A 25,560-nucleotide genomic window follows, 5' to 3' on the forward strand; every position below is an offset into this window, starting at 1 on the left:
GTTCACTTCACTCCTCTCTATGGCGGACAGATCGAATCATATCAATATGTGGAATACCGTCTTCATCATATACGTCAGAGATCGAATGAAAACCGAACGACTGATAAAAGCGATGCAGGTACTCTTGAGCTTGTATTTTAATATTAGCGCCCTCTGCAAACTGTTCTAAGCGAGTGATCGATTGCATCAGCAGCTCTTTTCCATATCCAAAAGAACGCGCATCCCGGCGTACAATTACTCTCCCGATTGAAGCTTCTTCGCCGTAGGAATCACCGGGCTTAAACAGACGACTGTATGCTGTAAGACGACCATCTACGTAGCCTAATAAGTGAAGCGCAGCTTGATCTTTATTATCAAGCTCTTTATAGGGGCAATTTTGTTCTACAACAAACACATCAATTCGTAATTGAATCAATTCATATAGTTCATTAATTGTCAGCTCATTAAATGTCTTTAACATCCATTCCATACGTAACACTCCTGCCTGTATACAATCCTTCTAACAGTTTACCATTCATCCTGTTGATCCTGTAGTCTCAGGCAGGTATTTACGTGGTAGAATAATAGAAAAAATGGGTTAAGGAGGGAATCTATGAAGTTTTATGTTGCTTCAAGTTTCAGTAATAGCGCAGCCGTTCAGCATGTTAGTGAACAGTTAAGAAAGGAAGGTTTCATTCATACATATGATTGGACGAAAAATGGCCGCGCCAAAACAAAAGAGGACCTAATCGCGATTGGCCAGCATGAAAGAGATGGTGTGAGAGAGGCAGACCTTGTCATCATTTTGCTGCCAGGAGGAAAAGGAACTCATATTGAACTTGGCATGGCAATCAGCCTAGAAAAGCGCATCTATCTCTATTCTCCAGATGATCAAATAAATGATTTAGAGGTTACGAGCACCTTCTATCATCTGCCAGAGGTAACTCAATGCATTGGGAGCATTAATCAGTTGATCGATCAAGTTGTTGCTGATCAAAAGTCCTATCATTAATTTGCATATCAAAAAACACACAGTCTGAGCTGACTGTGTGTTTTTTTGATTAAAATGAAATAACTCCATACCCAAGAAGGACAACTAATACAAGGGTAATAATAAGAATCGCCCAGTACATTGTCGCTTGTGAACCAAGTGTTCCCTTCTTTGTGCGAACAAGGATCATTTCCATTGCATAAATTAAGAAAAAGGCAAGTGCTCCCTTCACTACATACATAAGCGGGAAACCTAAATTGATCAGCATGCCGATTCCTGTAACAAGCATAATAATATAGAACAAACGTAGAACCATATGTACGATTTTTGCACCTTTTGCTTTACCTGATTTCATTAAGAAATAACAGATAAAAAACAGTATAACTAAAATGGCCCAAGAACCGATATGAGATTGATAAAGCGCATTATACATCCTATTCACCTCTTTTCCTTCCATCACTCGTTCCCATTATAATCTAAAAAAGAAAGAATGAAAAAGAATTCCTCATAAAACTAAAGAATGTTTGCTGAATTGCCATAAGATGACCGAAAACCCAAAGGAGAGAGCTCATCACTCTCTCCTCCTTAGTTTATAGAAGCTTCTCACCGAATAATGAACCCATTAAGGCAACGGCCACTTCTGCTGTTTTATTACGCTCATCTAAAATGGGATTTACTTCTACGAATTCAGTAGACGTCAAAATGCCAGCCTCAGCAAGCATTTCCATTGCAAGGTGACTTTCTCTATACGAAATCCCGCCAAGTACAGGGGTACCGACACCAGGGGCATCGTTTGGATCAAGCCCGTCTAAATCGAGGCTTAAATGAACACCGTCCGTATTCGTCTTCACATACTCGATGGCTTCTTCCATAACTCTTGTCATACCGATTCGGTCAATTTCATGCATCGTAAAAATCTTAATCCCTTTTTCTTTAATTAATTCCTTCTCCCCCTCATCTAATGAACGGGCGCCGATAATAACAATGTGCTCAGGCTTAATTTTAGGAGCAAACCCTCCAATAGAAGTAAGAGACTCATCACCCAATCCTAAACTTACTGCAAGGGGCATGCCGTGGATGTTGCCAGAAGGAGAGGTTTCACTCGTATTTAAATCTCCATGAGCATCATACCAGATCACGCCCAGATTTTTGCGATCTTTTGTTACTCCTGCAAGTGTACCGATGGCAATACTATGGTCACCGCCTAAAACAAGAGGATAATACCCTTCCTCTTCGATCGCTTCTACCTTCATACGTAAAAGGTCATTTGCTTTTATTACTTGGGATAGGTTTTTAAGTCCAGGGGAGACTTCCTCTTCTGTTCTTCGCTCAATGGTAATATCACCAAAGTCTTTCACTTCATGCCCTAAAGCTTCAAGTCTTGATAGGAGCCCTGCATATCGTATCGCACTTGGTCCCATATCAACCCCACGTCGGTTTTGTCCTAAATCCATAGGTACTCCAATGACACCAATTTTTAAATGCTGCATAAAAAACGCCCCTTTTTCCTATTTTCCTAGTATGTATGTAGAAGCAGAGTGAATGTATCACCCTGCTTTTAGCCTGAACTTATGCAAATACTTGCTTAATCTTAGATAAAGCAAACTCTAAATCTTCTTCTGAAATAATAAGCGGCGGTGCAAGACGAATCACGTTCTCATGTGTCTCTTTGCATAATAATCCAAGTTCTTTCAGCTTCTCACAATACTCACGAGCAGGGACATGAAGTTCGATTCCAATAAATAACCCTCGGCCGCGAATTTCTTTTATATCAGCATGAGGAATTTTACGAAGTTCCTCCATCACATACTCTCCTAGGTCATGAGAACGTTTCACAAGATTTTCTTCTTCGATTACTTCTAGCGCTGCAATAGAAACGGCACATGCAAGGGGATTTCCGCCAAATGTTGATCCATGTGAGCCTGGCTCAAATACACCTAATACATCACGATTTGCACATACGACAGAAATAGGCATTACTCCGCCGCCTAATGCTTTTCCTAAAATATACATATCAGGCTCTACTTCTTCCCAGTCACATGCAAATAGTTTACCAGAACGAGCTAGACCTGATTGTATTTCATCTGCAATAAATAATACATTTTGTTCCGTACAAATCTTCCGCACTTCTTTTAAGAAGCCATCTGGAGGAATGATAATTCCTGCTTCTCCTTGAATCGGCTCAACTAAGAAAGCAGCCGTATTTGGTGTGATCGCTTCTCTTAAAGCATTCGCATCACCATAAGGGATAATTTTAATACCTGGCAGCATCGGACCGAATCCACGCTTGTAAGCATCACTTGAAGATAGCGAAACAGCTGTCATTGTACGGCCATGAAAGTTATTTTCACAAACAATTATTTCTGCTTGGTTATCTGCCACACCTTTCACATCATAAGCCCAGCGGCGTGCTGTTTTCACAGCTGTCTCAACAGCCTCGGCCCCAGTATTCATCGGAAGGACCATCTCTTTATTCGTAAGGCTCGCTACTTTCTCATAAAAAGGAGCTAATTGATCATTGTGAAATGCACGTGAAGTTAATGTAATACGGTCCGCTTGATCCTTTAGTGCTTGAATGATCTTCGGATGGCGGTGTCCTTGATTTACCGCAGAATAGGCACTAAGCATATCGATATAACGATTACCTTCTGGATCTTCTACCCAAACTCCTTCTGCTTTTGAAATAACGATCGGAAGCGGGTGATAATTTTTCGCCCCAAATTGCTCTGTTTTTTCAATAATAGTTGATGTTTTTGTCATGATACACATCTCCTCTCAAAATTTCGCAATGTCTCTATAAAACTAAATGCAAGATTAATGCCAATATCGTAAAGGTGATAGTAAGGGAATATCTCCTCATTCCACAGCTAAACAGGTGCAAACAATACTAAAAAGTTTGCGCTTTTCTGCAAATTTTTTTGCACTTTTGTCCTGCCTTTCATATACTTACAGTAGGAGGTGCCATATGAACCGTGTTAGTCCAAAACAACTAGAGCAAACTGTAGACATTCTTACACAAGTGTTAGATACCATCGATGTCGGTGTTCATATCGTTAATTCTCATGGGGAAACCATTATGTACAATAAGAAAATGACAGAAATTGAGTCTATGCCCCCGCATGAGGTATTACATAAAAATTTATTAGATGTGTTTCTCTTTAAAGAAGAGCAAACCAGCACGCTCCTGCAAGCATTACATAAAGGTCAGCATTCCTATAATATTAAGCAGCAATATTATAATAATAAAGGGTTTCCAATAACGGCTGTGAATGACACTCACCCTCTTAAAGATAAGGACGGGGAGATCATTGGTGCGTTTGAGTTATCAAAAGATATCACCCGTCTAGAAGTATTAATGAAAGATCAATTGCACAAATCCGATCAAACCCGCTATACGTTCTCTAAGATTATCGGCCAAAGTGAAGCAATCTCACAAATCATTCACGAAGCAAAGCGTGCGACCCGGACGAGTTCTTCTGTTCTGTTAACTGGCGAGACCGGCACTGGCAAAGAAATTTTTGCTCAAAGCATCCATAATGGCAGTGAACGGGCTGGAGGTCCGTTTATTTCTCAAAACTGCGCAGCCCTTCCTGATAATCTTATTGAAGGTATTTTATTCGGTACAAAGAAAGGTGCTTTTACAGGAGCCGTTGAACACCCTGGCTTATTTGAGCAAGCAGAAGGTGGGACCCTTCTTTTAGATGAAATCAATTCATTAAACCTGCCCCTGCAGGCAAAGTTATTACGAGCAATTCAAGAGAAAACCATTAGACGGGTCGGCGATACGAAAGATACTCCGGTTGATGTGCGGATCATCTCAACGATGAATGAAGATCCATTTGAAGCCGTATCAAACGGCCGCCTCAGAAAAGACCTGTTTTACAGGCTCGGTGTCGTCTCCTTGTACATCCCGCCGCTTAAGGATCGATACGGGGATATCCCCTTACTGGTCGAACATTTTTTAGCTAAATTTAATAAACGATTTCAAATGCAGGTTGATTGGATTTCAGCAGATGTTCTTGAATTATTTGAGCAGTATGAATGGCCTGGCAACGTGCGTGAATTAGAGCATGTGATTGAATCAGCCATGAACATTATGTCAACAGAGCGTCAAATGGAGCTTTATCATTTGCCTATGCATATTAGAAGAAGGTTCACCGCACAAACAGAGCCCACAGAAGGTAAAGCCGAACATGTGAGTGAAGCTAAGGAAACTTTCTTACACAAGCCGCTTAAAGAACATCTTGCCGAAGTAGAAAATTACTATATTAAACAGGCTTTAACGGTGCATAAAGGCAACATCTCCCAAGCAGCTAAAGCGCTTGGAATCAGCCGCCAAAACCTTCAGTACCGATTAAAGAAAATGACGTTATCTGAAGAGGATTTATAAATACTAGAGCGACTATTCGATAGTCGCTCTTTATTTAGATAATAGACCTCGTAAGACGAAGCTGACGTTCTGCGGTCTTTCTGCCAGACGTCTCATGTAATAGCCATACCAATCCGTCCCATAAGGAACATAAACACGCATCGTATATCCTTCTTTTGCAATCGTCTCCTGCAGTTCTTTTCTGAACCCGTAGAGCATCTGGAATTCAAATTGCGTCTTAGGGATCCCCTCTTCTGCACAAAACGTTTTCACCTTATCAATAATCATATGGTCATGAGTTGCGATTGCTGTATAACTGCCGCTAAGCAAGTGCTGCTTAATGATTGCTAGGTAGTTGTCATCAATCTCTTTTTTATCTTGAATAGCAATTTGACTAGGTTCTTTGTAAGCCCCTTTTACAAGCCTTAAGTTAACACCTTGAAGATCAGTGACATCTTGGCTTGCACGGTATAGATAGGCTTGAATGACCGTTCCTACTGAATGTGGAAATTCTTCGCGCAGCTCGTTTAATAAATCAAGCGTTTGCTGACAATGAGCAGAATCTTCCATATCAATACGAACAAAATTTCCTAGCTCCTCTGCCTTCCCTACGATTTTTCTCATATTCTGATAGCAAAGCTCTCGCTCTACATCAAGACCTAGCTGAGTGAGCTTTAATGATAAATTGCATTTCACGCCAGTCTCTGAAATCGCTTTCAAAGTTTGCAAGCAATAATCTGCAGATTCTAATGCTTCCTCACGTGTTGTAATAAATTCACCTACATGGTCGACTGTTGCTACGAGCCCTTTATCATTAAGTTCTCTCACTGCAATCATTGCATCATTAATTGTTACCCCCGCGATAACCTGCTTTGCCCCCATCTTAAGTCCCCAACGCTTAGCTCCACGGTTTAGCACTTTATTTTTTGACAAATACAGAAACATGGGTTTAAGTACCATGCTAACCACATCTCCATTCTTCATATTCATAAGGTAGGAGGCACGGCAAAGCCTGCCGTGCACTCACTGTATCATTTTATAACGACTCAGAAATCGTCTTTGCTTGTAAGAAAAGCTGTAAATAGTCTGGACCACCTGCTTTAGAGTCCGTACCAGACATGTTAAATCCGCCAAATGGGTGATAGCCGACAATTGCACCTGTACAACCGCGGTTAATATACATATTTCCTACATGGAAATCTGTTTTTGCCTTTTCAATATGCTGGCGGTTGCGCGTAATAACAGCGCCTGTTAATCCATATTCCGTGTTATTAGCAATGTCTAGAGCCTCATCAAAGTCTTTCGCTTTAGAGAAAGCAACAACCGGTCCGAAAATCTCTTCTTGCATCAGGCGGGCATCTGCTGCCACATCAGCCACAATGGTTGGCTGGATAAAGTAACCTTTAGAAGAGTCACCTGTTCCACCTGCTACAATACGGCCCTCTTCCTTGCCGATCTCAATGTAGCTCATAATTTTATCAAATGCCGCTTGATCATTTACCGGCCCCATATTTGTATCGTTAATTGTTTCACCAACTGATAATTCCTTTGTAAGGGCAATCGATTTTTCAAGAACCTCATCATATACATCTTCAACAATGACTGCACGTGAGCATGCTGAACATTTTTGACCTGAGAATCCGAATGCAGAAGCGACAATCGATTTTGCAGCAAGATCTAGATCAGCATCTTTATCTACAACGATCGTGTCTTTTCCACCCATCTCAGCAACTACACGCTTCAACCAATACTGTCCTTTATTTACTTTTGCAGCACGCTGATAAATACGTTCTCCTACTTCACGTGAACCAGTAAAGCTGATCATACGAGTTTTCGGGTGATCAACGATGTAGTCACCAATTTCAGATCCGCTTCCTGGAATGTAGTTGATGACACCTGCAGGCATTCCCGCTTCTTCAAGCACTTCCATAAATTTCGCAGCGACTACAGGGGTTGTACTAGCCGGCTTAAGAAGAACTGTGTTTCCTGTTACTGCTGCTGCAACTGTTGTTCCTGCCATAATCGCAAAAGCAAAGTTCCAAGGTGAAATAACAACAGCTACACCTAATGGAATATAGCCGTACTGATTGTTCTCGCCGACACGGCTTAAGACAGGGATCCCATTTTTAAGTTCAATCATTTGGCGGCCATAATACTCTAAGAAGTCAATCGCCTCTGCTGTATCTGCATCTGCCTCATTCCAAGGTTTACCTGCCTCATATACAAGATATGCGGAAAATTCATGTTTGCGACGGCGGATGATCGCTGCTGCTTTAAATAAAATTTCAGCACGTGCCACAGGATCCCAGCGCTTCCAATCTTCAAATGTCGTCAGGGCTGCTTGCATAGCCTGTTCTGCATGATCTCTTGTTGCTTTTGAAACTCTTCCTACTACTTGTTCTTTCTTAGCAGGATTTTCTGATGTGATTTTATCATCCGTATAAACAAGTTCGCCGCCAATACGAAGCGGAAAATCTTGACCTAGTTCTGCTTCAACTTTCTTTAAAGCCGCCTGGAATTCTTTACGGTTTTCCTCTACCGTAAAATCTGTAAATGGTTCGTGTTTGTAAGGTACTGACATGTATAACCACTCCTTTAAGTCTAGTCACCCTATTTATAGTGCAAAAACTGTGCCAATTATGAATCTTTCTGAAGTAAGCGTTATCATTAGGCTTGTCTCTAGATCAGCATGCAAAAAATGTTGCAGGTGCAAACTTTTCATCAAAAAGGCGCAATATTTTTTGCACGAAAAAAGCCTGTGCACATGCACAGGCTTTTTTCTTTAATTTAAATCAAAATGCTTGCCATTCACTTCATAGACAACCCATTCCGAGATATTCGTTGCGTAATCAGCAATCCGTTCAATATAGCGTCCGATGAATGCCAGCTGTGTAATTTGATCCACTTCAACACTTGCATCCTCTACTTTAAATAATTCACGAATCAAATCCCCATACTGTGTATCTACCTTATCATCAGTTAACGCTATCTTTTGGGCCATTAAAATATCAGACTTCTCATAAGCCTCTAATGACTTAGTAATCATATCTTCTGCAATTCGTAACATAGCAAGAAGCTGTTCTTTATATACTGGCAGACTATGTTTATTCATTCGGATCGACTGTTTAGCCATATCCACAACAAGATCTGCTACTCGCTCTAAATCACTTGAAATTTTCAATGCTACAATTAATTTTCTTAAATCTGTCGCTACGGGCTGCTGCTTAGAAATAAGAAGGGTGACTTTATCATGCATATCAAGCTCTAATTGATTAATAGCTGAATCCTCTGCAATAAGCATCTTCATCTGGGCCTTATTATCAGATTCAAAAGCTTCCTTCATTTCGGCAATAACCTCTTCTACTTTATTTCCCATTGTTAATAATTCTTGCTTCACATAATCTAACTGAGAGTGAAACGTTCTAATCGTCATATGACATCATCCTTAACCGAATCGACCGGTAATATAGTCTTCTGTACGCTTATCAGATGGATTTGAGAAGATGGTGTCCGTTTTGTCATACTCAACAACTTCTCCGTTTAAAAAGAATGCCGTTCTGTCAGAGATACGAGCTGCTTGCTGCATATTGTGAGTGACAATGACAATCGAATATTCCTTCTTCAGTTCTTGGATTAATTCCTCTACTTTTAATGTCGATTTTGGATCGAGTGCTGAGGTCGGTTCATCCATTAAGATCACATCAGGTTCAATAGCGAGACAGCGGGCAATACATAGACGCTGCTGCTGACCACCAGACAGCCCATATGCATTCTCACTTAAACGATCTTTTACCTCATCCCAAATCGCAGCGCCACGAAGGCTGCGTTCAACAATTTCATCTAATACTTTCTTATTTTTAATCCCGTGAATTCTTGGACCGTACGCCACATTATCATAGATTGATTTCGGAAATGGATTCGGCTTTTGAAATACCATTCCTACTCTTGTACGCAAGTCTTCTACTTTAAATGATTTGTCTAAAATATTTTGGCCGCGGTATTCAATATCACCCGAAATCTTAACAATCGGTACGAGCTGTACCATGCGGTTTAACGTTTTAATGTAGGTTGATTTCCCGCAGCCAGAAGGTCCGATAATTGCTGTTACTTCTTTTTCATATACTTCTAGATTAATATTTTTAAGCGCGTGATCCTTGCCATACCAAAGATTCAAGTTCTTCGTATCATACACTACTTTTTTCTCAGCCGGAACGGTTTCGACACTTGAATTAGATTTAATCTCAACATTTACCTTCTTTTCTGCTGTTAACATCCCCATTATAAATACCCCCTATTAATACCTTTGTTGAAACTTATTTCGAATAATGATCGCTGTTGAATTAAGAATAAATAACACAATCAAGAGGACGATAATTGTTGCAGCTGCAAGATTTGCATATTCTGCGACAAGAGATGCATCAATTGTCCAGTAATAGATTTGTACAGGAAGAATGGTGAATCGGTCCATTAATCCTCCTGGAAACGGGATCAGAAGTGCTGGTATCCCAATAACGATCAACGGAGCTGTTTCCCCTATCGCTCGCGATAATGAAAGAATCGCACCGGTTAAAATACCAGGTAATGCCGCTGGAAGAATGACATTTTTGATCGTCTGCCATTTAGTAGCCCCCATACCGTATGAGGCTTCACTTAAATGATTAGGAACGGCGCGGATCGCTTCTTGACTCGCCACAACAACAATTGGAAGGACGAGTAAGGACATCGTTAATCCCCCTGCCAGGACAACTCCGCCTAAATCTAGTGCACGAACAAAAATCGTCATCCCGAGAATTCCAAATACAATTGATGGAACCCCGGCCAGGTTGGAGATATTCGCTTGAATAAAGGAATGGATCTTGCCTTTTTTTGCATACGCTTCAAGGTAAATAGCGGTCCCTACACCAAGCAGCATGGTGACTGGAGCAACGACTGCCATTAACCATAACGTACCAAGAATAGCTCCCATAATCCCCGCACGATCTGGATTATTTGAGAGACGTCCAGTCAAAAAGTCTACATTAATCCATCCGATCCCTTGCGAAAACACTCTGAAGATAAGAATCGCTAATACTACTAACCCGAACATTGTTGAAACAAAGAACAATCCTTTTGCCAAGTTATTCTTTATTAATCTTTTGTTCATCCGTTTTTGAACGGTATTTTGATCAATGTACTTTGATGTTGTATTGGTTTGTGTTGTCGTATCAATGTTCATATTAATATTCCTCCCTAAAGCGGCGAGAGATATATCTTGCTAGAAGATTCATTAAGAAAGTAAAAACAAATAACGTCATTGCTACAGCATATAAGCTGTAATATATAGTCGAACCGGCAGGAGCATCTCCTCCAGTTACTTCAACAATGTATGCAGTCATAGTCTGCATCGATTGAGTGATGTCAAAAGTAAAGTTTTTGGTACTTCCACTTGCAATCGTTACAATCATCGTTTCTCCAATTGCACGTGAAATACCAAGAACGAATGAAGCAATGATGCCTGAGATCGCAGCAGGAATAACGACTTTCCCTGTTACTTCAAGTCTAGTCGCACCTAATGCTAGTGCCCCTTCACGCATGGCACGCGGCACAGAACTCATCGCATCCTCTGATAATGAGGCAACCATTGGAATAATCATGATCCCCATGACAATACCTGGGCTTAGTATATTTGTTGCCTGCAGCCCTGGAATAATATCTCTTAAAATCGGTGTAACAAACGTAAAAGCAAAAAACCCATAAACGATTGTTGGAATACCTGCTAAGATTTCTAGCATTGGTTTTAATGTTCTTCTTACTTTATCTGAAGCATATTCACTTAAGAAAATAGCTGTCATTAATCCAATTGGAATCGCCACAAACATCGCGATGACAGACGAAATAATGGTCCCTGTTAATAAAGGCAGAACTCCAAATTGCGGATCTTGACTTAACGGCCTTAATACTGTTCCTGTAAAGAAATCAACGATTGGAACACGTTGAAAAAATTCGAACGTCTCACTCAATAGCGTATACAAAATTCCCACTGTGGTAAGGATTGAAATGCTCGCAATCACAAAAAGTAATTTTGGCATTACTTTTTCAATGAGATTGTTAAGATTTCTTGAGCTCTTTTTTTGTTCAATCATTTTTCTTACATTCACAGCGTTCCCCTTATTCATTTCGCTGTTTACATCCATTGCACGTGGCACCCCTTTTGGCTTGTAACCATATACTTTACATGTAAGTGGATGAGAACTCACAAGCTCCCATCCACCCATGCAGTACAATCAAATTAATTTAGACCATCTAAGAAACTGTTATACTCTTCAATTTCACTTTCTGGCAGTGGAGCAAATCCAGTCTCACCAGCAAATTCATTAACATTGTTTACAACGTATCTAGCAAAATCTAGTACTTGCGGCTTTTCTTTAGCCATATCAACGTTTAAGTAAGTGAATACCGGACGAGTGAATGGTGCATAGTCACCATCTTCAGCAATTGTGTCAAGTGATGGCTCAACTGGACCCTCACCGAAATCAACGTTTACTGCTTGAATTTGATCTTGGTTATTTACATAGTAGCCAAATCCGAAGAATGCAATTGCATTTTTATCTTCTGCTACTAGATTTACTAATGTAGAATATTCTTGCTGCAGGTTAACACCATCTACTAAGTCACCTTTATCAAGAATGTTCTCATAGAAGAACTCATATGTTCCGTGGTTTTCATTTGGACCCATTGGCTTAATTTCTTCATCTGGAAATTCAGGACGAATATCAGACCACTTCGTAACGCCGCCATCAGCACTGAAGATACTGATTAACTCTTCTTCAGTCAGCTCTTTTGCCCAGTCATTTTCAGGGTGAATAACAAACGTAAGACCATCTAATGCTACTTTAAATTCTTGTACTTCAATTCCATTTGCTTCTGCTTCTTCTAACTCTTCATCTTTAATTTCACGAGATGCATCATTAAAATCTGTACCGTTTGGAACTAAGAATTTACCGAAACCAGCACTTGTACCAGAGCGGCTTACTTCAACTGATACGTTCGGTTGTTCATTAATCATGTATTCTTCAGCAAGCACTGACATTAATGGATAAACCGTACCTGAACCATCAACGACTACGCTTCCGTCAAGATCTTCCGCTGCTTCCGCTGCATTATCTTCTGTCGTATCCTCTGAACCTGTGTTATCTGTCTCAGCCGGTTCATTAGATCCCCCGCCACAAGCTGCGACAACAACCATTAGTGCTGCCATTACTAAGAGCATTAAAAATTTCTTCACTTCATTGTCCTCCCTTTTCTCTAGGAAAAATAGTTGCGTAAGTGGTTCTCCCTCTCACAATTGCTAGTATAGTCGGGTAATATTAAGCAGGTATGATTGCTGTGTAAATGTTTTGTAAACCGATGTAAAAATAGAGTGAAATATGCCTAACCTTGATAGATAAAAAGCATAAAAAGCCTCTCTATAACAAACATAGAGAGACTTTTTGACCAGAGACAGGCCTACTTTATATGAAATTTCATTAATAGATCAGAAAGAGATTGTGAGAGACTAGTTAATTGCAGTCCGATCGCATGAGTAGATTTCAATTGTTCAATCTGCTCCTTGCTAGATTCTAACATCACCTCAGAGCTCGCTGATGTTTCCTGTGATACGGAGGCAAAACTAACAGCTGCAGCTTCTAGTTCTGGTACCATTTCTTTTAACTCACTTAATTTCAGCTGCATCCCATTAATCGTATTGCTTACTCCATTAATGCCTCCCATTAATTCATCAAACGAATCTCTTGATTGATTCGCCTTCCCGAGATTAATCCTAGTTTTTTCTAGCATATGTGTAAATTCTTCATTCGCTTCTATTGTAACTGTGTCCATTGTATCGATTGCTTGTGTAATTTCTACCGCTGCCCCTGATGATTGCTCGGCAAGTTTACGCACCTCATTAGCAACCACAGCAAACCCCTTGCCAGATTCTCCAGCTCTCGCTGCTTCAATCGTTGCATTTAAAGCAAGAAGCTTTGTTTGTTCAGCAATCCCTTGAATTAATCCAACTAGCTGTGAAATTGAAACGGAGTACTCTCTTACCTGCTTGACCGTTGTTGTTAGATGTCCGAAATCTGCTTCAAACATTTGAATCGTAGAAATCAATTCCATCATCGTTTTTTCACCCTTAAAGGCAGACTCGTTCATCTGTTTTGAGCGGTTTACAACCATATCCATGTTACTAGTTAAAGCATTCACCTTTTCTCTCATCTCTTTAAAGTGATACACACTAACCTCAGAGCTTGATGCGGTTTGCAGGGCTCCTTCTTTCACTACATGGATCGAATCTACTAATTCAAAGCTTGTTTCTAAAGATTCCTTTGAAGAAAAGGTTAACTTATCACCTGTTACTGCTAAATTTTTCGTAGTATCTGTTAACTCAAGTAATAACTCTCGCATATGTACAATCATCGCACGGTAGCTTTTATGTAGAGACTGTATTTCTGGTAAAGTCGTTTGTATTGGATCAGGTTCTCTAAATTGACCATTTCTTACTGCTCTCATTGTCTCTCGTAAATCTGTCAGAGGCTTAGTAATGGATCGAACAAAGAGTAATATAAATATGGTTGAAATCAATACACTAATTAATACAACAAGCAGATTAAAATAAGCCATGTTTACTACCGCACCCATATAAGAGGCTTCTGGAAGGACTAAGGCAAAAATTCCGCTGATTTCATTCATTGTTTGAAAGGAAATCAAATACCTGGATCCGTCTATTTCCACATGGATTACTCCATGATCACTTTGTTCCATTTCATGTATCACTTCACCAGGGATAAGTGGCAAAGTATTTTGACTTACTTGAAACGGGACAGCCTCTTGATTAATAACAGAAAAAAATTCAGCACTAATTCCGTCTTCTTCAAGTTTATCCTGCTGTGATCTAATATTTGACTCTAGCTGCTGCATAAAATACTCTTCATCACTCACATAGAGGAATTGAAGATTTTGAGCAATGACTTCCATTAAGTCCACTTCGCGCATCAGCCTGTTTTCAATAGAGTTGACTGTCATCTCTTTTGCTTTTAAATAAGAAGCAAACCCTCCTATTGATAAAGATACTGTTAGCAGCATCATAAATAATAGAAGTAATCTGCTGCGCATGGAGAATTTTTCTACAAACTTGCTATTTTGCCTTGTTCTCTCTGTTTTTTGTTTGTTCGAACCACTCTTTTTCTTATTTAATCGTTTCCTAAACACAACCAAACCCCCACTTAAACTAAGTCTTTAATACCGGATAAATTATACCAATCTATTATTAAGTGATTGTAAAGTCTGGGTAAATATAGCATGTAGTATTATTGGATGTGACTAATCTCAGGGGGGAAATTTCTTTTAGAAAAATCTTGATTAATAAAATAAACTGAGTTAGGATATAGTCTAAGTATTTGATCAATTTAATTTTATAAGTACATGCAAGAGGTGGTTTAGAGTTTGCCTTCTAAACCTTAAAAGGGAAGTCCGGTGAGAATCCGGCACGGTCGCGCCACTGTAAGAGCGAGCTGCTTATCATTGCCACTATTCATCATTTAGTGATCTTAGCTAAGTTGAATGGGAAGGGATAAGCAAGCGATGAACTTGAGTCAGGAGACCTGCCTTTTGTACGCACTAGTACCTACGCGTTTATTAGGGAGGAGTGATCGATATGTTTTGGCCGATGGTTTACGATCATCCAGGTTGAGTCTATGTATGTGATCTCTCTTTCAATCATGAAAGAGAGTTTTTTTATTTGCTGATTTAACACATCAGCTAAGTTCAACACATCAATAAAGACGACAATCTGGAGGGATTTAACGATGAATATAGTGACATCAAACACAGGCTATCCACGCATTGGGGAAAATAGAGAATGGAAACATATATTAGAAAAGTATTGGACAAAGAAAATAACAAGAGTGGCATTTGAACTTGAAATGAAACAGCTTCGCATTAATTATTTAAAGAAACAGCGAAGTAAAGGCATTGAACTTATTCCGATCGGTGATTTCAGCTACTATGATCAAGTTCTTGATACAGCTGTAATGTTCGGGCTTATCCCAGAGAGATTTCAATCAATGGAAGAAGCTTCCCTGGAACAATATTTTGCAATTGCCCGCGGAACAGATGAACATGTTGCTTCTGAAATGACTAAATGGTTTAACACGAACTACCACTATATTGTTCCAGAATTACAAGGCGCAGCACCAAAACTAACACATAACAGACTGTTAGATTTATTTAATGAAGCAAAATATGAGCTGGGCATTAAAGGGAAACCAGTCATCTTAGGTCCGGTTACATTGATTGCCTTATCAAAAGGATATGAAAACAGTGAATTTAAAGACAAGGTAGCTGAACTTACCCCTCATTACATCAAAGCGTTCCAAGAATTAGCCGAAGCGGGAGCCGAATGGATCCAAATTGATGAACCGATTCTTGTTCAAGATATCGCTCAGCCTACGATTGAGGTTTTTCAAGAAGTGTATAGTCGCTTTAATAAGGAGCTGCCAGAGGTAAAAATTCTTTTACAGACATATTACGGCTCGGTTGAACGCTATGAAGAAGTGATTCAATTACCTGTAGATGGTATCGGGCTTGATTTCGTCCACGATAAAGGATCCAACCTAGAGAAATTAAGATCCTCTGGGTTTCCTAGTGATAAGCTGTTAGCATGCGGGGTCATTGATGGACGCAGCATTTGGAAAAGCAACCTGTTAGATAAACAAGAGCAAGCAGCAAAAATTACATCCTACATCCAGCCAAGCCAATTGATCATTCAGCCTTCATGCTCATTGCTCCATGTACCTGTTACGACGGCTAATGAGAAGTCGCTGCCAGAGCAATTAGTTGAGGCACTTGCCTTTGCTGATGAAAAGCTAGAGGAAGTAGCCTTGCTTAGTGGGTCACTCAAATCTCCTGAGAAGAAAGATGAACTCCGAGCTTACAGTTATGCTATCTCTGAGTTTCATAAAGATACAGGCAGAGTTCATACAGATGTGCAAAGAAAGCTTTCTCAATTAAACGAATTAACAGCAACAAGAACTTCTTTTGAAGTAAGAAAAGAACAACAGAAGAAAAAGTGGCAGCTTCCTCCCCTGCCTACTACAACCATCGGAAGCTTTCCACAAACGAAAGAAGTAAGAGCTGCCCGCTTAAAGTTTAAAAAAGGCTCTTTGTCTGAAGCCGATTATGAAACATTTATTCAAGAAGAAATCCAAAAGTGGGTAAACATTCAAGAAGAACTTCAGCTTGATGTTTTTGTTCATGGAGAATTCGAACGCACAGATATGGTCGAATTTTTCGGTCAACGCTTAAATGGTATGGAAGTCACTACAAACGGCTGGGTGCAATCTTATGGTTCTCGTTGTGTTAAGCCACCTATTATTGCGGCCGATATCTCTTTTGACCAACCGATGACATTAAAGGAAACTCTGTATGCGAAGTCGTTGACTACAAAGCCAATGAAAGGGATGCTGACCGGACCCGTTACGATTTTAAATTGGTCGTTTGAACGAGATGACATATCACTTAGAGAAATGCTTAATCAGCTTGCCTTAGCTATCCAGGAAGAAATTCGTCAGCTAGAGGCAAACGGTATTGAAATGATCCAAGTAGATGAGCCTGCACTGCGAGAGGGACTGCCGCTCAAAGAAAATGAAAGAGCTGATTATTTAGCAAATGCCACTTATGCATTTAGACTCGCAACGAGCAGCGTAGAGCCTACAACTCAAATTCATACGCATATGTGTTATTCCGAGTTTGATGAAATTATTGAAACGATTGATGCACTTGATGCCGATGTGATTTCAATCGAAGCTTCAAGGAGCCACGGAGAAATTATTCATACATTTGAACGGTATGAATATCAAAAGGATATCGGTCTTGGGGTGTATGATATTCACAGTCCGCGTATCCCTAGTAAAATAGAAATGAAAAGAAATCTTGAGAGGGCGCTTCGTGTACTTAACCAGGAACAATTCTGGGTTAATCCCGATTGCGGCTTAAAAACAAGAACAACAGAAGAAACGATTGATGCTTTAAAAGTTATGGTAGAAGCGGCTGAAGAAGTACGCACGAGCTTACAGGTGGGGACCTCAAAATGACGACATCACACTCTACTAGTTATTCGAGGACGATTCAAACAAGACTCGTTCTTCCACCCGATACGAATCACCTTAAGACGATCTTTGGAGGACAGGTTCTTTCCTATATCGATGAAATTGCGGCAATCACCGCGATGAAACATGCAGGAAGTGTTGTTGTGACAGCTTCAATCGACTCCGTTGACTTCCTCTCATCAGCTACAGTCGGTGATGTATTAGAGCTTGAATCCTTTATTACTTCAACAGGCCGTACATCAATGGAAGTGTTCGTAAAAGTACATTCTACTAACCTTTTAACAGGAGTGAAAACGTTAACGACCAAGTCCTTTTTGACCATGGTGGCTGTAGATGACCAGAAGAAACCCTTGCCTGTTGCTAGCATCCTTCCTGAAACGGATGAGGAGAAACAGCTCTTCAAAACAGCAGCTGCAAGAAAGGATAATCGATTGAAACGGGCAATGCTTCATTAAATGAAGAGAGGCTTTGACACGAAAGAAATTGTTAGATGAAAATTGCGAATCTAATAATGGTTGGTAAGTGGTTTTATTCGCTCCTGAAATATACTTCGCTTTCCGCAGGGAGCAATTTAGTAATGGTTTAAAAGCTATTAAACATTAAGTGTCTCAAAGAAGGGTTATAGCTTCAAAACTTAATTACAAAGAGTGTTTAAAATGGGTTATAGCATAGCGGCCGCTCCTGAAATATACTACGCTTTCCAAGGGAAGCTGCTGAGCCTCCTCGGGCTTAGGCCCTGTGGGGTCTCAGCTTTGCTTTAGTTCCCTTAGGAGTCTTCGTATATTTCATCCGCTGGGGTGCTGCTTTATATAATTATTGTGTGTAGCGATTTAGTTAGGGTTCATTTCAAATTATATAAAAGCAAATACCCTTGGGTTCATCTGTAAGGGTCTCTGAACAGATAATTATAAAAGGGGAGCACTAAACAACATCCTTCCTCCGTTGATTAGAGCGGAAGGTGCGAGACACCTGCGGGATGTGCGTGACCAGGGAGATCCCTCATGAGCCAAGCGACGAGGAAGTTCCCGGACCGGCCCGCGGAAAGCGAGCACCTGCAGCGGAAGTCAACCACTATCGCAAGGTAAACTCATTCAGTTTATGCGTGGCCAGTAGTTATTCAAAAAAGCAAGGCGCAGAGGAAACTCCCGGACCGCTGCCTGCAGAGGAGATCAACAACCACTGCAAAGAGGACTTTTTCATTCGTTTCCTTAATTGTGGCGTTCTTGCATAAAAAAGACGACTAGTTCAAACTGTTTTGAACTAGTCGTTTTCTTTATTTCAGCATACCTAATGATCTAATAATACTTTCTATAAATACTCTAGTAATGCTGTTGCGATGGAAAAGTAAATGAGCAATCCTAATATATCATTAACAGTTGTAATAAATGGACCAGATGCGATGGCTGGGTCGAGTTTCATTTTATTAATAATGAGAGGCACAATTGTACCAATAATTGTAGCGATGCTTAATGTAAGAAAGATAGAGATACCAACTATGAATGCAAGCATCATATTTCCGTGCATCACTGTCACAATCCCTGCGATAACAAGCATACAGATGAACCCAAGCATCAAACCTGTCCCAAGTTCACGCTTTAACATCTTCCAGACACCATCTCGCTCAACAGTGCCAAGCGCTAGACCACGAACCGCTACAGCCAGTGACTGTGTACCAGTATTGCCCGCAGAGTCCATTAACAGCGGGATAAAGGCAGCCAACAGAACAATCGCTTCTAATGTTTCTTCAAACTGGCCGATCACTTCAGCCGTAATAAGTCCAAAAAACATCAATAAAATGATCCAAGGTGCGCGCTTTTTAGCTGCTTGAAAAGAAGACACATCCACATCTGTCGCTCCTTTAGATGCAGAAAATTCTCCTAAGTCCTCCGTTGCTTCCTCTTCTAAAATATCGATGATGTCATCCACCGTAACAATCCCGACCAGCTTTCCTTCACTTGAAATAACAGGTGCTGCCAAGAAATCATATTTCTTAATTAAGCGAGCTACATCTTCTTGGTCGGTTTTAGCCGAAACTGAAACGACTTCCCGGCTCATAACATCCTGTACTAAATCGACCTCCTCAGCAACAATTAAATCTCGTAAAGAAACAACCCCGACTAGTTTCTCTCGCTCATCTACTACATATAAATAGTAGATCGTCTCCGCATCAGGTGCTTCTTTTCTAAGCCTGCCAATGACTTCAGCTACCGTCTCTACAGCAGTAACGCGAATAAACTCTTTAGTCATAATCGCTCCGGCAGTCTCAGGCTCATAGGATAATAATTCCCGGACTTCACTTGCCTCTGATTCTTCCATTGAATGTAAGATGGCTGTAACTTCCTTTTCACTCAAAAAAGATAAAAAAGTTACGACGTCATCGGCATACATATCATTTAACATTGCTGATCCGTATGTTGGATCAAGCTCTTTAAACACATACATCTGCTCTTTCTTTTCAAGTCCTTCAAACACTTCGGCAAATTCATTCGGAGATAGGAATTGATACACTTTTTGGCGCGCTTCAATTGCTAGCTCAATGAAAATATCTGCTTGGTCTGTTGGGTGGAGCGCAAGAAACCACTCACGAAACTGTTCAACATCTCCACTTTTTAATAAATCATATATTTGCTTTGCATACGTCAATCTTTTTTGTTCGTTTAATTTTACCATGTTGTAGACCCCCTATTATGGGATCCACTTCCCTTCTCATTCGTGAGGGGGGAAATGGATCTTCTTGATTCGTTTCATTGCTTGATTTTACGATTGTATCTGATTGCTTTATCCTGCTATCCATTTCCGCACCACCTCACTCTCTCTATTCCTTTAAAAAGGGAAAATAAAACAAAAAAGCACCTCCTACGAAAGAAGATGCCAATACTAAATAACAGATATCAATTTCTTGATCATCAGTATACCGAAACCCTCCATTCGTAGAGCTTTAGCACTGTGCGGCATAGGAATCTCATTCCAGCTACATTAAAAACCACCTTATGTCGATGGTTCCTGTTGACCCATTGGCGTCTTTGGACATTTTTGGGCAGCAGCGTATCTCCAGCACAGGAGCCTCACCTAACGAGGAACTATTTAATTACATCGATAACTTTACAGGACATAAGATATTCTGTCAATACATCAAAATAAATTTTTTATAATGAGGTTAATTGTTTTCTGCCCTCAATGGTTTCAGACTGCCAAGGAATAACGACGGTATGTTTTGCGTGAGTGGTGATGACTTCGTTGATCCATTTGAACTCACTTTGTGCTCGCTCAGATAAGATTGGGTCGATTGTATTCGTGCCAGCAAAACTTTGATTAATCACCCACCAGCTTGGTGTAATATCAGCACGAATAAGATCATCTTGCAGCCTTGATGCCTCAAATACCGGCGTGGCTTCTGGCAAGGTGACGACAAGCACATCTGTCTCTTTTGGATTTCGCAGTCTTGGCAGTAACTTCTTCACAGATTCAGGCACTTCCCCCGTACTGCGTTCCATTTCCTTATGATAGGAATGTGCCGCATCTAATAAGAGCAGAGTGTGGCCGGTTGGCGCAGTATCAATGACGACAAATGCATCATCGGCTTCTTCAACTACATCAGCAAACGCTCTAAAGACTGCGATTTCTTCTGTACATGGCGAGTTTAAATCTTCCTCTAAATAGGCAAGTCCATCTTCATCTAAATGCTCACTAGATGCAGACAACACTTCCTGTTTATACGCCTCTACTTCGGCTTTCGGGTCAATTCGGCTGATCGTTATAAGCTGATCCTCTTTTTTAGAGAATAAATCACTTACATGCGCAGCCGGATCTGTCGTTGTTAATTTCACTTTAAGCCCCTTGTTTGCAAGGCCTGCTGCAACGGCGGCAGCGACCGTCGTTTTACCGACTCCACCTTTTCCCATTGTTAAAATAACTCCTTGCTCTTTTTTCGCAAGGTCATTAATCAGGACAGAAAGAGAATCAGCCTGAACGTCTGCACGAGGCACCAATCGCGCATTGCACTTAGGCAGCTCATTAAAAAGAGATCGCAGCGACTCTATTCCCGTCAGCTGATAAGGGACATACGGCAGCTCATATTGCTTTGTTTCTTGTAATTTTGCAGGCATTGATTGCAGGGCTTGTTCTTGGCGCTTATAAAACGCAGTTGATGTCAGATCATCGTTTACATAGGATTGCATTTTCCCGTTTATAAGCAGCCATTGATTAACAAGGCCGATCTCCTTCAGCTCTTCTGATGCACGGGCTGCCTCTTTAAGTGTAGACGGTTCTGGTCTTGCCACTAAAATAAGTGTTGTTTTCGCTGCATCTGACAGGGCTTTAACTGTATGTTCATACAGTGCCTTCTTCTCAGCTAACCCTGATAATGGACCAAGACATGAAGCTCCATGAGTGCTCGTATCTAAAAAGCCAGACCAAGCAGTTGGCAGCTGTAAGAGACGAAGGGTATGTCCGGTCGGTGCCGTATCAAAAAGAATATGATCATACTCATTTGTTCGTTCCGGATTTGTCAGGATCGTAGCAAATTCATCAAATGCGGCAATTTCTACAGTACATGCACCCGATAACTGCTCTTCCATTTGATCAATCACTGGTGCTGGCAGCTTATCTCGAAACGGCCCAATCATTTTATTTCGATAAGCAGCTGCTGCTTCCTCGGGATCTAAGTTAATCGCTGTAACGTTAGGAAGTTCATCGATTTTCGTTTCGTGATAGCCAATTTCCTGTTCAAAGACATCTTGTAGGTTAGAGGCAGGATCTGTACTAACCAAGAGCACTTTCTTCCCCTGATCAGCTAAGGCAACAGCTGTCGCACAAGCTGTAGAAGTCTTCCCTACTCCCCCTTTACCTGTAAAAAATAAATAAGGAGTAAGCTCTTCTTTTACTGGGTTAAAGCGATGAGAAGTTAATTGAAATTGTGTCATTATAATAACTCAATTCCTTTCATTTTTTTAGGCTCTTTGGTCAGCTCTTGCACGCTTATTCCAGTCCATTTTGCCAGCTGCTCGTTAGTAGGATACTTACCTGTTAATTCAACTTTATCATTAACAACGACAACAGGAAGAGCCTCCGTTCCTTTATCATTAAGAAGCTGATTTACATTTTTCTCATCAATAAAAGCTTGCGGTTCACTTCCTAGGTTATAGCGGGCAACATCTGCTCCCTTTTTTTCCAGCATAAAAAGTGCGGTTGCAATTCTTGTTAACTCAGGATCTACACTTGGTCCGCATACTCCGGTCGGACAACATAGTGCAGGGTCATAAATTCGAATCTTAGCCATTACAGTCATCTCCTTTATTCTCATGTGTAGGAAAAGGGTCAGACCATTTCAGTCGACCCTTCGAACTTGTTTATTTACCTGTTTCAGCGAATGTTTTAATACGGTCGCCAATTTCATCACGAACACGTTGGAAGAATGCCCATTTTTCTTCTTCTGTTCCTTCTGCTTTTGCAGGGTCATCAAAGCCCCAATGTACACGCTCTTTATTTGGCGGTGTAGCCGGACAAACGTCTGCTGCATGACCGCATAATGTCACTACAAGGTCTGCTTTCTTTAAGATCTCTTGATCAATCGTATCAGATGTTTGATTTGTAATGTCCACATCTACTTCTTTCATCGCCTTCACTGCATTTGGATTGACGCCATGTGCTTCAATTCCAGCTGAGTACACGTCATATTTATCACTAAGGTAATGCTTTCCCCAGCCTTCTGCCATTTGGCTGCGGCAAGAGTTTCCTGTACATAAGAAGTAAATAATTGGTTTTGACATGTTTAAAACCCCTTTGTTTATAGTAGTAGTAATGTATGTGCAGCTTTAAGCTACAAGATAATAATTAGCCAGAGGTATAGTCCGACTAAGGTAATAAATAGTGTTGGCACAGTTAAGATAATACCGACTTTAAAGTAGTAGCCCCATGAAATCTTCATCCCTTTTTTCGAAAGGACATGCAGCCATAGCAGTGTCGCAAGGGAGCCTATCGGCGTAATTTTAGGACCTAAATCAGAGCCGATCACATTAGCATAGATTAATGCCTCACGCATGATACCTGTTGTATTCGTGTCTGCAATCGCCAAAGCATTGATCATCACCGTCGGCATATTATTCATAATCGATGAAAGAATGGCCGCGATAAAGCCCATCGAGATCGTTCCAACAAATAATCCTTGATCAGCTGTCATTTGGATAAATCCAGCTAGAACATCTGTTAATCCAACATTTCGTAAGCTGTATACAACGACATACACACCGATGGAGAAAACAACGATCGCCCACGGAGCACCTTTAATTATGCCTGCTGAGCTTAAGCTTGGATTGTCTGCACTCATGATCCGGAAAATAATATAGAAAATAATGGCGATCGGCATAGCTACAAATGAGACTGGCAAGTGAATAAATTCACTTACGAAGTACCCAATTAAAAGGACAGCCAAGATATACCATGAAAGCTTAAACAGCTTCTGATCTTTAATTGCTTCAACAGGCGCCTTTAATTGAGACATATCATATTTTAGTGGAATGTCTTTTCTAAAGAATAGATACAATACAAGAATACTTGCCCCAAGTGCAAAGAAGTTCGGCACAATCATTCTTGTTGCATATTCAACAAATCCAATTCCGAAAAAGTCAGCAGATACAATATTAACGAGGTTACTTACGAGCAGCGGCAAACTTGTCGTATCTGCGATAAATCCGCTTGCCATAATAAATGGAAGCACCATCGCTTCTTTAAAACGCAATGCCCTGACCATCGCTAATACGATGGGTGTTAAAATTAAGGCAGCACCGTCATTTGCAAACAATGCGGCAACAACTGCTCCTAGTAATGAGACATATATGAACATTTTTAAACCATTACCATTTGCAAACCTGGCCATATGTAAGGCTGACCATTCAAAGAAACCAATTTCGTCTAATATTAATGAAATGATAATAATGGCAACGAATGTTAATGTTGCATTCCACACAATTCCTGTTACCGTCACGACATCGCCAAAATCAACCACTCCAACGATTAAAGCTAAGATCGCTCCAATTGTTGCTGACCAGCCGATAGATAAACCTTTCGGCTGCCAGATGACGAGAACAAGCGTGAACACGAAAATCAGTGATGCTAATATCACAGATGTCATTGTTTCCCCCACTCTCTTTTTTATCTATTACTTTTTAATCACAACACACTCGTAACCCGCGTTGTTCTAGTTCAATTAATTTAACCTGCTGACTAGGCAGGTGTTGTAGTAAACTTTTGACCATAGGGTACGCCAAGTGGTCAGGGTTTACCCTAAAGAAAATCCATTGGCCGCGTCTTTCTTCCACAACGAGCCCTACATCCCTTAATTTTCGTAAATGCTGGCTCACTGAAGGCTGACTCATGTTAAATAGTTCGACAAATTCACATACACAGCATTCATCTTCTTCCATAAGCGCCATCATCGAAAGACGTGTCTTATCTCCTAAAAGCTTAAGAACTTTTGCTGCTTCTTCTATTTCCACTTGAGATTTTGTTTCCTCCATATCTCTCAGCCCTTTCTTAAGTACAAAGTTAGTATATAAGCATATACTTATATACGCAAGTGATAATCATATTCTTTACATTAACTTAACATACTTTCTTTAGAGATAAAAATTCATTATATCAACTTTTTTTGATTTATTAGTTGCATTTAGTAAAATTAGGTAATAACCTATCTATAAATCAATTTATTTTGATCTAACAATAAGGAGGCAAGAAACATGAAGTTAACCATTCCTCTAACTATTTCTGAAGAAAAACCAGACTTTACGATGTATGAAAAGCAGTTCAAAGCATTAGCTGATCAAAAACGATTACAATTATTATCCATTCTTTGCGAACACGGTTCCTCTTGTGTATGTGATTTAACTGACATTCTTAATCTTACGCAATCTAAGCTTTCCTACCATTTAAAAATCTTACTTGATGCAGACATCATCACAAAAGAGAAAAGAGGGACCTGGAATTATTACAGTATCAATTCAGGAGTAATCAATCATTTATTATCAGAAGAGTTATGCTGCTTGCTCCGCCCAGCTGAATAATAAAATTAGCTGGGATTACTTTTACAGTCTACATCAAAA

The 25,560-nt window shown here is 40.3% G+C and carries 23 protein-coding genes and 2 riboswitches; of the genes, 5 read left to right on the plus strand and 18 right to left on the minus strand.

Annotation, left to right across the window (positions count from 1 at the left end):
• Positions 1–7: 7 nt before the first annotated feature.
• The gene (locus BPOF4_RS14090; RefSeq protein WP_012959859.1) at positions 8–469 is read right to left on the minus strand and encodes a GNAT family N-acetyltransferase; all 462 of its coding nucleotides are present in this window, start codon (positions 467–469) and stop codon (positions 8–10) included.
• A 123-nt stretch (positions 470–592) separates the two neighbouring features.
• On the opposite strand from BPOF4_RS14090, the gene BPOF4_RS14095 reads away from it, so the two are divergent.
• Positions 593–991: a nucleoside 2-deoxyribosyltransferase gene (locus BPOF4_RS14095; protein WP_012959860.1), complete on the plus strand. Its 399-nt coding sequence runs from the start codon at positions 593–595 to the stop codon at positions 989–991.
• A gap of 49 nt (positions 992–1,040) precedes the next feature.
• Here BPOF4_RS14095 and BPOF4_RS14100 read toward each other — a convergent pair whose 3' ends face one another.
• From BPOF4_RS14100 to BPOF4_RS14110, 3 genes are all read right to left on the minus strand, one after another.
• The gene (locus BPOF4_RS14100; protein WP_235806188.1) at positions 1,041–1,427 is read right to left on the minus strand and encodes a YisL family protein; all 387 of its coding nucleotides are present in this window, start codon (positions 1,425–1,427) and stop codon (positions 1,041–1,043) included.
• A gap of 133 nt (positions 1,428–1,560) precedes the next feature.
• Complete coding sequence (gene rocF, locus BPOF4_RS14105) at positions 1,561–2,460, minus strand: arginase (protein ID WP_012959863.1); 900 nt, start codon at positions 2,458–2,460, stop codon at positions 1,561–1,563.
• Positions 2,461–2,539: 79 nt separating this feature from the next.
• A complete protein-coding gene (locus BPOF4_RS14110) occupies positions 2,540–3,730 on the minus strand; it encodes an ornithine--oxo-acid transaminase (protein ID WP_012959864.1) in 1,191 nt (396 codons plus the stop codon).
• Between the two features lie 205 nt (positions 3,731–3,935).
• Here BPOF4_RS14110 and BPOF4_RS14115 point away from each other — a divergent pair, with 205 nt between their 5' ends.
• Complete coding sequence (locus BPOF4_RS14115) at positions 3,936–5,360, plus strand: sigma-54 interaction domain-containing protein (protein WP_012959865.1); 1,425 nt, start codon at positions 3,936–3,938, stop codon at positions 5,358–5,360.
• A 30-nt stretch (positions 5,361–5,390) separates the two neighbouring features.
• On the opposite strand, the gene BPOF4_RS14120 is transcribed toward BPOF4_RS14115, so the two are convergent.
• From BPOF4_RS14120 to BPOF4_RS14155, 8 genes are all read right to left on the minus strand, one after another.
• A complete protein-coding gene (locus BPOF4_RS14120; RefSeq protein WP_041822949.1) occupies positions 5,391–6,308 on the minus strand; it encodes a proline dehydrogenase family protein in 918 nt (305 codons plus the stop codon).
• Positions 6,309–6,375: 67 nt separating this feature from the next.
• Positions 6,376–7,920, minus strand: a complete 1,545-nt coding sequence (pruA, locus tag BPOF4_RS14125; protein WP_012959867.1) for an L-glutamate gamma-semialdehyde dehydrogenase — start codon at positions 7,918–7,920, stop codon at positions 6,376–6,378.
• 201 nt (positions 7,921–8,121) lie between these two features.
• Positions 8,122–8,772, minus strand: a complete 651-nt coding sequence (gene phoU, locus BPOF4_RS14130) for a phosphate signaling complex protein PhoU (protein ID WP_012959868.1) — start codon at positions 8,770–8,772, stop codon at positions 8,122–8,124.
• Between the two features lie 12 nt (positions 8,773–8,784).
• A complete protein-coding gene (gene pstB, locus BPOF4_RS14135) occupies positions 8,785–9,618 on the minus strand; it encodes a phosphate ABC transporter ATP-binding protein PstB (protein WP_012959869.1) in 834 nt (277 codons plus the stop codon).
• Between the two features lie 15 nt (positions 9,619–9,633).
• Entirely contained in the window at positions 9,634–10,554 is a 921-nt protein-coding gene (pstA, locus tag BPOF4_RS14140; protein ID WP_012959870.1) for a phosphate ABC transporter permease PstA, read from the minus strand.
• 1 nt (position 10,555) lies between these two features.
• The gene (gene pstC, locus BPOF4_RS14145; protein WP_012959871.1) at positions 10,556–11,512 is read right to left on the minus strand and encodes a phosphate ABC transporter permease subunit PstC; all 957 of its coding nucleotides are present in this window, start codon (positions 11,510–11,512) and stop codon (positions 10,556–10,558) included.
• A 95-nt stretch (positions 11,513–11,607) separates the two neighbouring features.
• On the minus strand, positions 11,608–12,603 hold the full coding sequence (locus BPOF4_RS14150) for a PstS family phosphate ABC transporter substrate-binding protein (protein ID WP_012959872.1): 996 nt from the start codon (positions 12,601–12,603) through the stop codon (positions 11,608–11,610).
• A gap of 221 nt (positions 12,604–12,824) precedes the next feature.
• Entirely contained in the window at positions 12,825–14,567 is a 1,743-nt protein-coding gene (locus BPOF4_RS14155; RefSeq protein WP_012959873.1) for a methyl-accepting chemotaxis protein, read from the minus strand.
• A 203-nt stretch (positions 14,568–14,770) separates the two neighbouring features.
• Positions 14,771–14,981: riboswitch (cobalamin riboswitch) on the plus strand.
• 182 nt (positions 14,982–15,163) lie between these two features.
• Here BPOF4_RS14155 and metE point away from each other — a divergent pair.
• Both metE and BPOF4_RS14165 read left to right on the plus strand, forming a co-directional pair.
• A complete protein-coding gene (gene metE / locus BPOF4_RS14160) occupies positions 15,164–17,449 on the plus strand; it encodes a 5-methyltetrahydropteroyltriglutamate--homocysteine S-methyltransferase (RefSeq protein WP_012959874.1) in 2,286 nt (761 codons plus the stop codon).
• A complete protein-coding gene (locus BPOF4_RS14165) occupies positions 17,446–17,919 on the plus strand; it encodes an acyl-CoA thioesterase (protein ID WP_012959875.1) in 474 nt (157 codons plus the stop codon). The genes metE and BPOF4_RS14165 overlap by 4 nt, the downstream gene beginning before the upstream one ends.
• A gap of 853 nt (positions 17,920–18,772) precedes the next feature.
• Here BPOF4_RS14165 and mgtE read toward each other — a convergent pair.
• The 6 genes from mgtE to BPOF4_RS14200 all read right to left on the minus strand — a co-directional run bounded on the left by mgtE (position 18,773) and on the right by BPOF4_RS14200 (position 24,978).
• A complete protein-coding gene (gene mgtE / locus BPOF4_RS14175) occupies positions 18,773–20,134 on the minus strand; it encodes a magnesium transporter (RefSeq protein WP_012959877.1) in 1,362 nt (453 codons plus the stop codon).
• Between the two features lie 246 nt (positions 20,135–20,380).
• A riboswitch (M-box (ykoK) riboswitch) is annotated at positions 20,381–20,548 on the minus strand.
• A 62-nt stretch (positions 20,549–20,610) separates the two neighbouring features.
• Entirely contained in the window at positions 20,611–22,386 is a 1,776-nt protein-coding gene (gene arsA / locus BPOF4_RS14180) for an arsenical pump-driving ATPase (protein ID WP_012959878.1), read from the minus strand.
• Entirely contained in the window at positions 22,386–22,742 is a 357-nt protein-coding gene (arsD, locus tag BPOF4_RS14185) for an arsenite efflux transporter metallochaperone ArsD (RefSeq protein ID WP_012959879.1), read from the minus strand. The genes arsA and arsD overlap by 1 nt, the downstream gene beginning before the upstream one ends.
• 70 nt (positions 22,743–22,812) lie before the next feature.
• Positions 22,813–23,232 carry an arsenate reductase (thioredoxin) gene (gene arsC, locus BPOF4_RS14190; protein WP_012959880.1) on the minus strand — a complete coding sequence of 140 codons (420 nt, stop codon included), beginning with the start codon at positions 23,230–23,232 and terminating at the stop codon, positions 22,813–22,815.
• Positions 23,233–23,282: 50 nt separating this feature from the next.
• The gene (locus tag BPOF4_RS14195) at positions 23,283–24,593 is read right to left on the minus strand and encodes an arsenic transporter (RefSeq protein WP_012959881.1); all 1,311 of its coding nucleotides are present in this window, start codon (positions 24,591–24,593) and stop codon (positions 23,283–23,285) included.
• Positions 24,594–24,627: 34 nt separating this feature from the next.
• Complete coding sequence (locus BPOF4_RS14200; protein WP_012959882.1) at positions 24,628–24,978, minus strand: ArsR/SmtB family transcription factor; 351 nt, start codon at positions 24,976–24,978, stop codon at positions 24,628–24,630.
• 219 nt (positions 24,979–25,197) lie between these two features.
• On the opposite strand from BPOF4_RS14200, the gene BPOF4_RS14205 reads away from it, so the two are divergent.
• Positions 25,198–25,521 carry an ArsR/SmtB family transcription factor gene (locus BPOF4_RS14205; RefSeq protein ID WP_012959883.1) on the plus strand — a complete coding sequence of 108 codons (324 nt, stop codon included), beginning with the start codon at positions 25,198–25,200 and terminating at the stop codon, positions 25,519–25,521.
• The last annotated feature ends 39 nt before the right edge of the window (positions 25,522–25,560 follow it).

It is taken from the genome of Alkalihalophilus pseudofirmus OF4 (assembly GCF_000005825.2).
In the GTDB taxonomy this organism is placed as follows: Bacteria; Bacillota; Bacilli; order Bacillales; family Bacillaceae_D; genus Alkalihalophilus; species Alkalihalophilus pseudofirmus.

Coding starts and splice junctions, on each gene's coding strand:
- BPOF4_RS14090 (WP_012959859.1), bottom strand. CDS start 469: ATGGAATGGATGTTAAAGACATTTAATGAGCTGACAATTAATGAACTA.
- BPOF4_RS14095 (WP_012959860.1), top strand. CDS start 593: ATGAAGTTTTATGTTGCTTCAAGTTTCAGTAATAGCGCAGCCGTTCAG.
- BPOF4_RS14100 (WP_235806188.1), bottom strand. CDS start 1,427: ATGGAAGGAAAAGAGGTGAATAGGATGTATAATGCGCTTTATCAATCT.
- rocF (WP_012959863.1), bottom strand. CDS start 2,460: ATGCAGCATTTAAAAATTGGTGTCATTGGAGTACCTATGGATTTAGGA.
- BPOF4_RS14110 (WP_012959864.1), bottom strand. CDS start 3,730: ATGACAAAAACATCAACTATTATTGAAAAAACAGAGCAATTTGGGGCG.
- BPOF4_RS14115 (WP_012959865.1), top strand. CDS start 3,936: ATGAACCGTGTTAGTCCAAAACAACTAGAGCAAACTGTAGACATTCTT.
- pruA (WP_012959867.1), bottom strand. CDS start 7,920: ATGTCAGTACCTTACAAACACGAACCATTTACAGATTTTACGGTAGAG.
- phoU (WP_012959868.1), bottom strand. CDS start 8,772: ATGACGATTAGAACGTTTCACTCTCAGTTAGATTATGTGAAGCAAGAA.
- pstB (WP_012959869.1), bottom strand. CDS start 9,618: ATGGGGATGTTAACAGCAGAAAAGAAGGTAAATGTTGAGATTAAATCT.
- pstA (WP_012959870.1), bottom strand. CDS start 10,554: ATGAACATTGATACGACAACACAAACCAATACAACATCAAAGTACATT.
- pstC (WP_012959871.1), bottom strand. CDS start 11,512: ATGGATGTAAACAGCGAAATGAATAAGGGGAACGCTGTGAATGTAAGA.
- metE (WP_012959874.1), top strand. CDS start 15,164: ATGAATATAGTGACATCAAACACAGGCTATCCACGCATTGGGGAAAAT.
- BPOF4_RS14165 (WP_012959875.1), top strand. CDS start 17,446: ATGACGACATCACACTCTACTAGTTATTCGAGGACGATTCAAACAAGA.
- mgtE (WP_012959877.1), bottom strand. CDS start 20,134: ATGGTAAAATTAAACGAACAAAAAAGATTGACGTATGCAAAGCAAATA.
- arsA (WP_012959878.1), bottom strand. CDS start 22,386: ATGACACAATTTCAATTAACTTCTCATCGCTTTAACCCAGTAAAAGAA.
- arsD (WP_012959879.1), bottom strand. CDS start 22,742: ATGGCTAAGATTCGAATTTATGACCCTGCACTATGTTGTCCGACCGGA.
- arsC (WP_012959880.1), bottom strand. CDS start 23,232: ATGTCAAAACCAATTATTTACTTCTTATGTACAGGAAACTCTTGCCGC.
- BPOF4_RS14195 (WP_012959881.1), bottom strand. CDS start 24,593: ATGACATCTGTGATATTAGCATCACTGATTTTCGTGTTCACGCTTGTT.
- BPOF4_RS14200 (WP_012959882.1), bottom strand. CDS start 24,978: ATGGAGGAAACAAAATCTCAAGTGGAAATAGAAGAAGCAGCAAAAGTT.
- BPOF4_RS14205 (WP_012959883.1), top strand. CDS start 25,198: ATGAAGTTAACCATTCCTCTAACTATTTCTGAAGAAAAACCAGACTTT.